10 protein-coding genes are annotated in these 11,698 nt (G+C 72.1%); 1 reads left to right on the forward strand and 9 read right to left on the reverse strand.

The window, feature by feature from the left end; translation table 11 throughout:
* Window positions 1-13 precede the first annotated feature (13 nt).
* From ACZ4XJ_RS35015 to ACZ4XJ_RS35030, 4 genes are all read right to left on the reverse strand, one after another.
* Complete coding sequence (locus tag ACZ4XJ_RS35015; RefSeq protein ID WP_468498587.1) at window positions 14-1,159, reverse strand: acyl-CoA dehydrogenase family protein; 1,146 nt, start codon at window positions 1,157-1,159, stop codon at window positions 14-16.
* A 39-nt stretch (window positions 1,160-1,198) separates the two neighbouring features.
* Window positions 1,199-2,455, reverse strand: coding sequence for a DUF6365 family protein (locus ACZ4XJ_RS35020; protein ID WP_362881020.1), 1,257 nt, complete (start codon window positions 2,453-2,455; stop codon window positions 1,199-1,201).
* A gap of 19 nt (window positions 2,456-2,474) precedes the next feature.
* On the reverse strand, window positions 2,475-3,614 hold the full coding sequence (locus ACZ4XJ_RS35025) for a glycosyltransferase (protein ID WP_468498588.1): 1,140 nt from the start codon (window positions 3,612-3,614) through the stop codon (window positions 2,475-2,477).
* A 101-nt stretch (window positions 3,615-3,715) separates the two neighbouring features.
* Window positions 3,716-4,540 carry a class I SAM-dependent methyltransferase gene (locus ACZ4XJ_RS35030; protein ID WP_362881017.1) on the reverse strand — a complete coding sequence of 275 codons (825 nt, stop codon included), beginning with the start codon at window positions 4,538-4,540 and terminating at the stop codon, window positions 3,716-3,718.
* Between the two features lie 404 nt (window positions 4,541-4,944).
* Between ACZ4XJ_RS35030 and ACZ4XJ_RS35035 the strand changes: the two genes are divergently transcribed.
* Window positions 4,945-6,195: an MFS transporter gene (locus ACZ4XJ_RS35035; protein WP_362881015.1), complete on the forward strand. Its 1,251-nt coding sequence runs from the start codon at window positions 4,945-4,947 to the stop codon at window positions 6,193-6,195.
* A 129-nt stretch (window positions 6,196-6,324) separates the two neighbouring features.
* Here the strand turns inward: ACZ4XJ_RS35035 and ACZ4XJ_RS35040 are convergent, their stop codons facing one another.
* The 5 genes from ACZ4XJ_RS35040 to ACZ4XJ_RS35060 all read right to left on the reverse strand — a co-directional run.
* Window positions 6,325-6,852 carry a flavin reductase family protein gene (locus tag ACZ4XJ_RS35040; RefSeq protein ID WP_362881013.1) on the reverse strand — a complete coding sequence of 176 codons (528 nt, stop codon included), beginning with the start codon at window positions 6,850-6,852 and terminating at the stop codon, window positions 6,325-6,327.
* Window positions 6,853-6,959: 107 nt separating this feature from the next.
* Window positions 6,960-8,228 (reverse strand): ketosynthase chain-length factor, encoded by a 1,269-nt coding sequence (locus ACZ4XJ_RS35045; protein ID WP_468498589.1) that lies wholly within the window; start codon window positions 8,226-8,228, stop codon window positions 6,960-6,962.
* Window positions 8,225-9,496 (reverse strand): beta-ketoacyl-[acyl-carrier-protein] synthase family protein, encoded by a 1,272-nt coding sequence (locus ACZ4XJ_RS35050; protein ID WP_468498590.1) that lies wholly within the window; start codon window positions 9,494-9,496, stop codon window positions 8,225-8,227. Before ACZ4XJ_RS35050 ends, ACZ4XJ_RS35045 begins: the two co-directional genes overlap by 4 nt.
* Window positions 9,493-10,677, reverse strand: a complete 1,185-nt coding sequence (locus ACZ4XJ_RS35055; protein ID WP_468498591.1) for a DegT/DnrJ/EryC1/StrS family aminotransferase — start codon at window positions 10,675-10,677, stop codon at window positions 9,493-9,495. The genes ACZ4XJ_RS35050 and ACZ4XJ_RS35055 overlap by 4 nt, the downstream gene beginning before the upstream one ends.
* A gap of 278 nt (window positions 10,678-10,955) precedes the next feature.
* Window positions 10,956-11,698, reverse strand: a 743-nt coding sequence (locus ACZ4XJ_RS35060) for an adenosylhomocysteinase (RefSeq protein WP_468498592.1), incomplete at its 5' end; no start/stop codon positions are given.

The raw sequence follows: 11,698 nt of genomic DNA on the forward strand, positions 1-11,698 counted from the left end.
GGCGCCGGCGGTCTCAGACCGCGTCCGGGGTCGCGGTGCGCAGCCGGGCGTACGTGCCGGCCAGCGGCGCGAACTGCAGCCCGCTGTGCCCGGCGCCGCAGTTGACGTCGCGCCAGCGCCGCTGGAGTTCCTCCCCCTCCGCCTGGGCCCGGGTGCCGGCGGTGCGCAGCAGCCGGTCGACGACGGAGGCCAGCAGGTCGGCGGCGAGGGCGCTGTCGCGTCCGTTGCGCGCGGAGTCCAGGGCGGAGTACGGGCCCTCGTCGGTGGTCCGGGCGACCCGTTCCAGGAGGAGCTGCGCCGCGTCGGTCTCGCCCTCGGCGCGGGCCAGGAGCTGTTCGAACGGGCCGGCGTCCTGGGCTCCGCTGATGGCGCCGGCGGGTCCGGCGAGCTTGCCCTGGACGAGGTGGGACCAGCGGCGCAACGCGCCGCGGGTGGCGCCCAGCAGGGGCGCGGCGAGGGTGAGTCCGTTGCCGGCCTTCAGCGGTACCTGGTGGCAGGCCGCGTCGGATTCGGGTGCCGGGCCGGCGAGGAGCACGTCGAGCGGTACGGACAGTTCGTCGGGGACGAGCACGTCGTCCAGGACCACCGAGTTGCTACCGGTGCCGCGCAGGCTCACGGTGAACCAGGTGTCCTCGATCCGGTAGTCGGTGCGGGGTACCGCGAAGATCCGTACCTGCTGCCCCTCGGGGGTGCGGGCGCGGGCGGCGACGAGGGTCCAGTCGGAGAAGTCGACGGCGCTGACGTAGGGCCAGGTGCCGTTCAGGCGCCAGCCGCCCGGGCCTCGTTCGGCGGTGCCGCTGGGGACGAGGCCGGCGGAGACGACGGTGTCGGGGCCCTTGTGCCAGACGGCTTCCTGACCGGCCGCGGGCAGGTAGGCGGTCATCCGGCCGGCACTGGCGACGACGGAGGCGCACCAGGCGGCGGAGGTGCAGCCCTCGCCGAGGGCGGCGACCGCGTCGAGCAGTCCGGTGAAGGTGCCGCCGGCGCCGCCGTGGGCGACCGGCGCGAAGTATCCGGGGAATCCGGCCGCGATGACGGCTTCGGCGACGGGCGGGGCCAGCGTGCGCGCGGTCTCACTGGCGTGGGCGTGTTCGGCGGCGAGCGGCGCCGCGGCCCGGGCGGCGGCGATCAGCGGGTCGGCTGCACGGTCGTAGCGCATCGTGTGTCTTCCTCTGGTGGGGTGCGGACGGGGCAGGGGTCAGCGCCCGATGCCGAGCCGTTCGGCGGCGGCCGTGAAGGCCTGGGCGGTGTCGGGCAGCCGGTCGATGGCGTCCCGGTAGTCCGCGCGGGCCCCGGCGAGCCGGTCCCGTACGGAGGGGTCGTACAGCACCGCTTCCAGGCCGTTCACCACGGCGTCCTCGTCGAGGATCTCGGTGTGCAGGACGGTTTCCGCGAACGGGTTGTCGTGGAGCAGCCCGGACAGGAGCCGGCTCCAGCGCAGCGGCCAGGCGTGGAAGGAGGGCACGGGCCCGGGGAAGTCCGCGAGCCAGGAGCGGACGGCCGACGAGGCGCCGGAGGGGAGCGCGGTGTCGGCGGCGGCCGCGGGCAGGTCGTGCCCGTTGGTGGCGATGAGCCCGGGTACGTCCGCGAGGACGGCCCGTTCGAGGGCGTAGGAGGTGAGGAAGCAGGACATCACCGCGTCGGTGGCGCCGAGCAGTTGGTGGTAGCGGTCCGCCGTGTACTCCGGTTCGAGGTGGACGCGCTCGGCCGGCAGGCCGAGGTTCTCGAAGTAGGGGCCGACCATCACGAACCGGGTGTCGGCGGGCAGCCTGCGCAGGTAGTGGCCGATCAGCTCGGGCAACCGGACGGCGAGTTCCCGGGTGGCCGGGCCGGCCCGGGTCCGCATGGTGTGCTGCCACGGCAGGGTGGGGAAGAGGAGCAGCCGGTGGCCGGCCTCGGCGCCGACGGAGCGCCGTACGTCCGCGCGGGTCCGTTCGGTGAGCGGGCGCAGGGTGCTGTTGGCCCGGTAGAGCATCTCGTCGGGGCCGACGGGATGCTGGGGCCGGTTGACGGGGACGGGGCGCAGCCGCAGTGGCATGTCGAGGAGGTTGGCGTCGATCGTCACCGTCCTGCCGAGGGCCTCGACCTCCCGTTCGGTGTCGGCCAGTCCCAGCATGTCGATGGGCAGGACGGGCACGCCGAACTCCTGGACGTACCAGGGGTCGGTCTCGTAGTTCACGAGGTGGGTGAGCCAGTGCCCGACGTAGTCGCTGAGGACGATCGCGTCGGGCCGGAACTCGCGGACCGTGCGGGCCACCACGTCGCGCACGCCGTGGCCCAGCGCGGAGGACACGAGGGTGTAGGGGTGGCCGGCGGCCTTGAGTTGGGCCTCGTTGTCGGCGTCGATGACGAAGTGGCAGCGGACGCCGGTGGCCTTCAGCTGGTGGACCAGGTCCAGGCCCACGGTCGTCTCGTGCAGGGTCTTGGCCAGGGTGGCCATGAAGAGCAGTCGCATGGGTGTCCGCCGTCCCGGGTCAGTGCGCGGCGGCGGGGACGAGCCGCTCGATGGCGTCGACGGCCTGCGCGGCGACGGGTTGGGCGGCGACCTCGTCGGCCAACTCGCGGGCGCGTTCCCGGTAGGACGGGGTGGCCAGGATCTCCGCGCAGGCGTCCGCGAGGTTCTCCGCGGAGTCGTTCTCGGGGGCGATCATCCTGCCCGCGCCGTAGGCGTCGAGGCGGGCGCTGTAGTCGACGCAGTACGGCAGGTACGGGACGAGCACCTGCGGTACGCCGTAGGCCACGTAGCCCATCGTGGTGTTGCCGCCCGCGTGGTGGATGGCCAGGTCGGCGGTGGGGGCCGCCTGGTGGAGCGGGATCCAGCCGGCGCGGACCCCGGGGAAGAGGGGGCGCAGTCGCTCGGCGACCTCTTCCGGGGTGGCGACGAGGACTTCCACGTCGAGTTGGGAGACCTTCGCGACGAGGCCGCTCAGGATGTCGAAGTCGGATTCGGGGGTGACGCGGCTGCCCGCGGAGACCAGGACCCGGGGGCGCGCGCCCTTCTGCAGCATCCACGGTTCGACGGTCTTCTGCGTGGCGTAGGGCACGTAGCGCATCAGTTGGGCGGGCAGGGCGTCGGCCGGCCGCAGGCTGGGCGGGCAGATGTCGACGAAGAGGTCGGTGCGGGGCATCTCGTAGAGGCCCAGGCGCTCCATCTCGGGGCCGAGTTCGGCGGCGGCCGCGAGGTCGATGGTGCGCGGCTCGCCCATGTCGATGGCCTGCTTGACGTAGGGGACGCCCGCGTACGCCGCGATGAGCGGGGCGGCGAAGGCCAGTGCCCCGCCGACGACCACGTCCGGCCGCCAGCGGTCCACCAGGTCGATGAGCCCGTCCAGGCAGCTCGCGGCGTACCGGCCGAAGGTGCGGCCGTTGAAGATGTACCGCTCGTGCAGGTCCTCGGGGATGGGGACGCGCACGCCCCGCCGGTCGACGAGGGCCTCCTGCATCGCCTTCGAGGAGACCGCGGCGGCGGGGAGGCCCGCGGCGGTGATGGTCGCCGTGCAGTTCTCGGGTGCGGCCATGATGACGTCGTGGCCGGCGTTGCGGGCCGCCTGTGCCAGCGGGACGATCCCGAATATCACTCCGGAGGTGCCACCGGCTACGAACAGAATCTTCATGCGGACAATCCTGGAAAGTCGGGCTCGGGACGGGCTCGGAGGGGACTCGCAAGGGGCTCGGGAGGCGCTCGGGAGGCGCTCGGGAGGCCCTCGGAGGCGGGTCAGACGAGCGGCTTGCGGGCGGTGATGATGCGGTAGCCCAGGTGGTCGCGTTCGAGTTCCGACACCTCGCCGATCATCTGCTTGAACTCCTCGGCGAAGCTCTGGCCGCCCTTGGCGACGACCTTCTCGTAGTTCTCCTCCACGATCCGGCCGATGCGCGCGGCGGACTTGCGCAGGTGCTCCCCCGCGTCGTAGTCGCGTTCCACGACGAAACCGGCGGCGGTGAGCAGTTCGACGTACTGCTCGGGGGTCGGCAGGGAGTCGACGGTGAAGCCCTCGACGAGGACCTTGCGCCAACGCGCGTCCAGTTCGACGCTCTCCACGTAGTCGGAGAGGACGAAGACGCCGCCGGGCTTGAGGATGCGGTGGATCTCGTCGAGGGCCTTCTGCCGGTCGGAGAAGTACATGACGGATTCCACGGCCCAGGCCGCGTCGTACGAGCCGTCGGCGTAGGGCAGTTCCATGGCGTCGGCGCGCTCGAAGGTGACGCGGTCCGATACGCCCGCCTCGCGGGCCAGTTCGGTGCCGGCTTCGATCTGCTCGGCGCTGACGGTGATGCCGGTGACCTTGCCGCCGCCGGCCTGGGCGAGGCGGATCGCGGGACGCCCCTTGCCGCAGCCGATGTCGAGGAGGTGCCCGCCGGGCTCCGGTGCGACCTGTCCGATCAGGACGTCGGTGAGGCGGTCCTTCGGGTCGGTGCCGGGGTCCTCGTCGTCCCAGTACCCGATGTGCAGGTTCTGGCCCATGAAGATCTCCCAGAGCCACCCCCGGTCGTCGTAGAACTCGCCCACCTCGTCCGGCGTCAGGGCCTGGTGTTCCGCCATCGGTCGCGCTCCTCGCTTCTCGGGTCTTCGGTGTCGGGCCGGTGCCGGGCCGCTGGCCGGTCCCGGTCCGGGGTCCTCGGGTACAGGGGGCCGATCCTGGCAACCGTGGTTCGACTCCCACTCGAACAGTGATCGTGGAGCCGTTCCCGAGCACCGGTCGAGCACCGGTCCGGCCCGAGGGGGGAGGGTGTGCGGCGGTCTGTCGGCGGGGCCGGCTCGTGCGCCGAGCGGGGGTCCAGCGGCGGTCTAGCGGAATCTCGCACTCTGGGGGATAAAGATCCCCATCGTGGCGGGAAGGGTTCCGGTCCGATTTTTCCGGACATTCGACCGGCGTCCCCGCGACCGCGAGCTCCCCCGACGCACCGACCGGGATCGTGGACCACATACCACCACCGGAGTTCCGTATGGCCGCACAGCCTTCGGCTGCCGCAGCAGCCCCCGCCCCCAGCAGGGCAACACTGTTCGTTCTTCTCATCGCCTCGACCCTGACCATCATGGCCGGAGCCGTGGTCGCACCGGTCGTCAGCGTCATCCGTGGCGATCTCGGGGTCAGCGGCACACAAGCCGGGCTGATCCTCACGGCGCACGGCCTGTCCCTCGCCATCGTCAGCCCGTTCGTCGGCTGGGCGATCGACAAGTGGGGCGTGCGCATGCCCCTGGTGATCGGTCTGCTCATCTACGGCGTGGCCGGCGGGGCGGGGCTGTTCGCCGACTCGTACGCGACCCTGATCATCAGTCGGTTCGCCTTCGGCATCGGCGCCGCCGCCCTGTTCAGCGGGACGACCGTGGCCCTGCTCGCCCTCTACCAGGGGCCGGAGCGGGACAAGGTCGCCGGTTGGCGGGGCACCGCCATCAGCATGGGCGGCATCATCTGGCCGCTGATCGGCGGCGCCCTGGGCAGCCTGTCGTGGCACGGACCGTTCGCGGTCTACCTGCTCGGCATCCCGCTCGCCGTGGCGATGCTGTTCGTCCTGCCCAACGCCCCGGTGGCGCCCCGCCCCAAGGGCGTCAACGCCGTGGCGCTGATCAAGCAGCAGCCCCGGCTGCTGGCGCTGTACGGGTTGTCGATGTTCAGCTCGTTCCTGCTGTACGTGATGGCCGTCTTCCTGCCGCAGCGCCTGACGCAGCTCGACGTGGCCGACCCGTTCGTCATCTCCCTGATCACCACCAGCACCTCGGTGACGGGCAGTGTGATCGGCCTGTTCTACGCCCGGATCAAGGGCCGCCTCGGGTACGTGAACCTGCTGCGGGTGTCCCTGGTCCTGTGGACGCTGTCGATGCTGACCATCGGGCTGGCGGGGCACCCCGCCCTGCTCACGGTGGCGGCGGGCCTGTTCGGACTCGGCAGCGGGATGTCCGTACCGGCACTGGCGATGATGCTCGGCGAGGCCGCGCCGCCCGCGCTGCGCGGCCAGGTCATGGCCCTGTCGGGCACCGCCAACTTCCTGGGGCAGTTCGTCGCCCCGTTGATCATCGGTCCGGTCATCGGCGCCACCTCGATCACCACGGGCTTCCTCGTCGCCACGGGTCTCGGTGTCACCGTGCTGCTGCTGTCCCTGGCCCTGAGGGAGTTCGCTCCCGCCGAGCAAGCCCCCGAGGCCGCGCCGACGTCCGCGCCCTCGGACCGGGTGACCGCGGAGGACAGCAAGGACTGACGGGTTGGCCGGCCGTCCGTAAGATCCCGGAACGTCCCGGAAAATGCGGGCAAGCGTTAACGGCGTTAACGGTGATGGACCGTTAACGCCGTTAACGCATGCGCCGATTGAGCGCCCGTCAGCGGACCGTCAGCGGGCCGACGACGCTCCGGACGACACCAGGTCGACTCCGCCGCCGGGCCGGGCGAACCGCCGGTTGTGGTGGATCAGCGGCTCCGCGCCGCTCACCGCCGCGGACTCGACGCGGCCGACGAGGATGCTGTGGTCCCCGCCGTCCAGGACGTCGTGCAGGGTGCAGACGAGCCGGGCCGTCGCGTCGCTCAAGCCGGGCAGGCCGTGTTCGAGGGGCTCCATGGGGGTGCCGGCGAACTTGTCGAGCCCCGAGTGTCCCGAGCGGGCGAAGGCTCCGGCGACATCGGCCTGGTCCGCCGCCAGGACGTTGACGAGGAACCGGTCGGCGCGGACGAACGCCTCGTGGCTCGCCGCCCTCTTCGCCAGGCAGACCAGCACCAGCGGCGGATCGAGGGAGAGGGACGTGAAGGAGCCGGCGGTGAAGCCCAGGCGCCGGCCGGCCGCGTCCACCGTGGTCACGACGGTGACCGGGGTGGGCACGTGTGCCATGGTGCGGGCGAATTCGGCGGGGTCGATGGTGGGCAACGGTCCTCCTGGCTCAGGTGCGTACGGGCGCGGCCGCTGGATGAGTGCGTCCGGTCCTTCGGCCGGGTCCGGTCGTCCGTGAGGGCGTCCGGGCAACCGGCCCGTTCTCAGGCTGCGCGGACCACCATGGCCGCGTTGAAGCCGCCGCGACCGCGGGCCAGCACCAGGGCGGTGCGCAGCCGCTCGGGGTGGCGTACCGCGGTCACGAGGTCGATGGGGCAGTCCGCGGCGGGCGCCCCGGTGTTGACGGTCGGCGGGATCACGCCGTCGCGCAGGGAGAGCAGCGCGGCCGCCAGATCGAGGGAGGCGCCGCCCGCGGCGAGCCGGCCCGTCATGGTCTTGGGCGCGGTCACGGGGACCCCGTGGGCACCGAACAGGTCCGCGAGGGCCTCGGCCTCGTCGCGGTCGGCGCCGCGCCGGCCGGCGGCGTCGGCGAAGACCACGTCGACGTCGGCGGGCTCCAGGCCCGCGTCGCGCAGTGCCAGCGCGGCGGCGTCGCGCAGGCGCGGGGCGCCGCCCGAGCCGGGCTTCGGGTCGAAGGTGGCGGCGTACCCGGCGACCGTCCCGTAGACGGCGGCGCCGCGATCGCGGGCGGCGGCGGCGTCCTCCAGGACGAGCAGCGCCCCGCCCTCCCCGACGACGTGACCGTCGGCGTCGGCGGAGAAGGGCAGGTAGGCCCGCTCGGGGTCCGCGGAGGTGCTCAGCTCGCCGCCGGCCAGGTGCGCGGCCCAGCCCCAGGGGCAGAGCGAGGAGTCCAGGCCGCCGGTGATCAACAGTCGGATCCCCTTGCGGAGCTGGCGGCGCGCCTGGGCCACCGCGTCGAGCCCGCCGGCCTGTTCGCTGACGATGACGCTGTTGGGGCCGCGCATGCCGTTCTTGATGGAGATCTGGCCGCTGTTGACGGCGTAGAACCAAGCGAAGGACTGGTAGGCGCTGACGTGCTGACCGCCCTTGCTCCACAGTGCCTGGAGCTCGCGCTGACCGAACTCGTAGCCGCCGGCGGAGTTGGCGGTGATGACGCCCGCCTCGTAGTCGGCGAGCCGCGCCGGGTCCACGCCGGCGTCGGCGAGGGCCTCGTCGGCGGCGGTGAGGGCGAGCCGGGTCACGTGCGCGGTCTGCGGCAGCAGCCGGCTCGGCAGGTGCTCGGCCGGGTCGAACCCGGGAACCTCACCGGCCAGCCCGGCCGGGTACTGGTCCGCGTCGAAGCGGGTGACCGGCCGGATGCCGTTCTCGCCGCGCAGGACCGCCGCCCACCACGCCGCGGTGCCCAGCCCGTTGGGGGCGGCGACGCCGATGCCGGTGACGACGGGCGCCTCGGCCGGTCCCGCGGCGTCGAAGCGCGGGCGGGTGACGCTGACGGTCGTGTCCGTGGTCATGCGGCATCTCCCAGGCGGGGACCGGTCAGGATCATGGCGCTCTGGAAGCCGCCGAACCCGCTGCCGACGGTGAGCACGGTGTCGGTGCGGTGCTCACGTGCGGTGAGCGGGGTGTAGTCCAGGTCGCACTGGGGGTCGGGGCGGTGCAGGTTCGCGGTCGGCGGCACCACGTTGTGCTCGATGGCCAGCGCGCTCGCCACCACCTCCAGGGAGCCGATCGCGCCGAGCGAGTGCCCGATCATCGACTTGATGGAGCTGACGGGCACCTCGTGGGCACGCTGCCCGAGGCTCCGCTTGAAGGCGGCCGTCTCGTGCCGGTCGTTCTGCTTGGTGCCCGAGCCGTGCGCGTTGACGTAGTCGACGGCGCCGGGGTCGAGGCGGGCCTCGTCGAGGGCGACGCTGATCGCCTGCGCCATCTCGTGGCCCTCGGGACGCAACCCGGTCATGTGGTAGGCGTTGCCGCGGCTGGCGAACCCGGAGATCTCGGCGTAGACGTGGGCGCCGCGGCGGCGGGCGCTCCGCAGCTCCTCCAGGACCAGTACGGCCGAACCCTCGCCGAGGACGAAGCCGTTGCGGGTGGCGTCGAAGGGCCGGGAGGCGGTCGCCGGGTCGTCGTTGCGCGGCGAGGTCGCCTTGATCGCGTCGAAGCAGGCGACGGTGATGGGCGAGATCGGCGCCTCGGTGGCGCCCGTGACCATCACGTCGGCGCTGCCCTCGCGGATCAGCTCGACGGCGTGGCCGATGGAGTCCAGACCCGAGGTGCAGCCGGTGGAGATCAGCGAGACCGGCCCCTGCGCGCCGACCCGCCATGCCACCTCCGCGGCCAGCGAGCTGGGCACGAAGTAGTCGAACAGGTGGGACACGGCGAGGGTGTGGTCCACCTGCCAGGTGCTGCCGCCCGCGCTCACCGCGTCGTACTCGTTGTCGAGGCCCGTCGTGCAGCCGACGGCGCTGCCCAGGCTCACTCCCGTACGGGTGGGGTCCAGCGCCGCGGTGTCGAGTCCGCTGTCGCGCAGCGCCTCGTCGGCGCTGACGAGGGCGAACTGCGCGGCCCGGTCGAGACGGGCCGCCTCCTCGGGGGTGAAGCCGTGGTCCAGCGGGTCGAAGTCGGCCTCGGCGGCGATCCGCGAACGGAACTGCGAGGCGTCGAAGAGGCTGATGGCGCGGGTCGCGGTCCGACCGGAGGTCAGGTGCGACCAGTAGTTCTTCGTACCCACTCCCCCGGGTGCGACCACGCCGATGCCGGTGATGACGACACGTCTGTTCATCGGATGTCCTTCGCGGGAGAGTCCTGCCGCGCCTCGGCGCTCCGCGCCGCCACGGCCTTGCGGAACGAGGCGACGACGGTGAGCACGTCCGCGTCGGACAGACCCGGGTGCAGGGGCAGGCACAGGGTCCGGTCGGACGCCCAGTCGGATCCGGGGAGCCCGGGAACCGGGCCCTCGACGGGGGCGTAGGCCGGAACCTTGTGGAGGGGTGCGTAGCGGAAGGTCGTGTAGATGTCGTCCGCGAGCAGGTCGCCGGCGACGGCGTCACGGATCGCGGGGTCCATCTGCACCCAGTAGAAGTAGTACGTCGACGCGTGCCCGGCGGGCAGCGGCGGGGGCGTCAGCACGCCGTCGAGGGAGACGAGTTCCCGGTCGTACAGGTCGACGATCTCCTTGCGGCGCGTGACCATGTCGGGCAGCCGGCGCAGTTGCACGGAGCCGATCGCGGCGGTGAGGTCGTTGCCGATGACGCGGCGCCCGGGCTCGGGGATGTCCATTTCCCACCACCGGGAGGACACCTTGGCGTGGCCGAAACCGCTGGACTGGGCGAGGCCGTGGTAGGCGAGGCGGCGGATCCGGGCGGCCTGCTCGGCGTCCTTGACGTAGATCATCCCGCCGTCCCCGGTGACGAGGACCTTCATCGCGTCGAAGCTCCACATCGAGAGGTCCCCGAAGGTGCCGACGGCCCGGCCGTCGACGCGGGAGTCCACGGAGCAGGCGGCGTCCTCGATGAGGGTGATGCCGAGTTCGTGGCAGCGCGCGGCGATCCGGACGATGTCGCCGGGGTAGCCGCCGTAGTGGAGGACGACGACCGCCCTGGTCCGCTCGGTGAGGACGGCCTCGATGTCCTCCAGCGTGGGGTTGAGCGTGCGGGGGTCGACGTCGCAGAAGACCGGACGGCCACCGGTGCCGAGGATGGCGTTGGCGGCGGCGAGGAAGCTCAGGGACGGCAGGACGACTTCGTCGCCGTCGCGCAGGTCGAGCGCCTCCGTGGCCAGGAACAGGCCCGAGGTGGCCGAGTTGATGAAGACCACGTGCTCCGCGGCGACACCCAGGTGTTCGGCGAACGCCGCTTCGAACGCCTTGGTACGGGGTCCGTGACCGAGCCAACGGTCGCGGAACACCCCGGCCACCGCTTCGAGTTCCTCAGCACCGACCTGGGGCTGAAAAAGATTGATCATGGCTGCCTCTCGCGTCCGGGTGTCACCGAGAGCTTGCGAACACCTGCTCGACCCTCGATCCAGTTCCGGTGGTCCCCCGGTCGGCACGGGGCCGCGGACAGCCCAGCCGGGCACACCGCGGCCCCCACGCGCGGCTTCGCGTGGGGGCGGACGACACGGCGGACAACACGGAGGCGGACGGCGGACGGGCGGCCGTTCGGGCGGCCGTTCGGGCGGCCGTTCGGGCGGCCGTTCGGGCGGCCGTTCGGGCGGCCGTTCGGGCGCAGAAGCGGGACGCCTCAGTAGCGGTAGTGGTCGGGCTTGTACGGGCCGTCGACGGGGACGCCGATGTAGGCGGCCTGTTCGGGGCGCAGGGTGGTGAGGCGCACGCCGAGGGCGTCGAGGTGGAGGCGGGCGACCTTCTCGTCGAGGTGTTTGGGCAGCACGTGGACGTCGGTGGGGTATTCGGAGGGCTTGGTGAAGAGTTCGATCTGGGCCAGGGTCTGGTCGGCGAAGGAGTTCGACATCACGAAGGAGGGGTGGCCGGTCGCGTTGCCCAGGTTCAGCAGGCGGCCTTCGGACAGGACGATGAGGACCTTGCCGTCGGGGAACTTCCAGGTGTGGACCTGGGGTTTGACCTCGTCCTTGACGATGCCGTCGATCTTGGCGAGGCCGGCCATGTCGATCTCGTTGTCGAAGTGGCCGATGTTGCCCACGATGGCCTGGTGCTTCATCCTGGCCATGTCGGCGGCCATGATGATGTCCTTGTTGCCGGTGGTGGTGATGAAGATGTCGGCGGTTTCGACGACGTCGTCCAGGGTGGCGACCTGGTAGCCGTCCATCGCGGCCTGCAGCGCGCAGATCGGGTCGATCTCGGTGACGATGACGCGGGCGCCCTGGCCGCGCAGGGATTCCGCCGAGCCCTTGCCGACGTCGCCGTAGCCGAAGACGACGGCGACCTTGCCGCCGATCAGGACGTCGGTGGCGCGGTTGATGCCGTCGATCAGGGAGTGTCGGCAGCCGTACTTGTTGTCGAACTTCG

The organism is Streptomyces sp. NPDC029836, from assembly GCF_055574495.1.

Excerpts from the sequence above, each read along its gene's own strand:
- ACZ4XJ_RS35035 (WP_362881015.1), top strand. The coding sequence starts at position 4,945 with ATGGCCGCACAGCCTTCGGCTGCCGCAGCAGCCCCCGCCCCCAGCAGG.
- ACZ4XJ_RS35030 (WP_362881017.1), bottom strand. The coding sequence starts at position 4,540 with ATGGCGGAACACCAGGCCCTGACGCCGGACGAGGTGGGCGAGTTCTAC.
- ACZ4XJ_RS35025 (WP_468498588.1), bottom strand. The coding sequence starts at position 3,614 with ATGAAGATTCTGTTCGTAGCCGGTGGCACCTCCGGAGTGATATTCGGG.
- ACZ4XJ_RS35045 (WP_468498589.1), bottom strand. The coding sequence starts at position 8,228 with ATGACCACGGACACGACCGTCAGCGTCACCCGCCCGCGCTTCGACGCC.
- ACZ4XJ_RS35055 (WP_468498591.1), bottom strand. The coding sequence starts at position 10,677 with ATGATCAATCTTTTTCAGCCCCAGGTCGGTGCTGAGGAACTCGAAGCG.
- ACZ4XJ_RS35015 (WP_468498587.1), bottom strand. The coding sequence starts at position 1,159 with ATGCGCTACGACCGTGCAGCCGACCCGCTGATCGCCGCCGCCCGGGCC.
- ACZ4XJ_RS35020 (WP_362881020.1), bottom strand. The coding sequence starts at position 2,455 with ATGCGACTGCTCTTCATGGCCACCCTGGCCAAGACCCTGCACGAGACG.
- ACZ4XJ_RS35050 (WP_468498590.1), bottom strand. The coding sequence starts at position 9,496 with ATGAACAGACGTGTCGTCATCACCGGCATCGGCGTGGTCGCACCCGGG.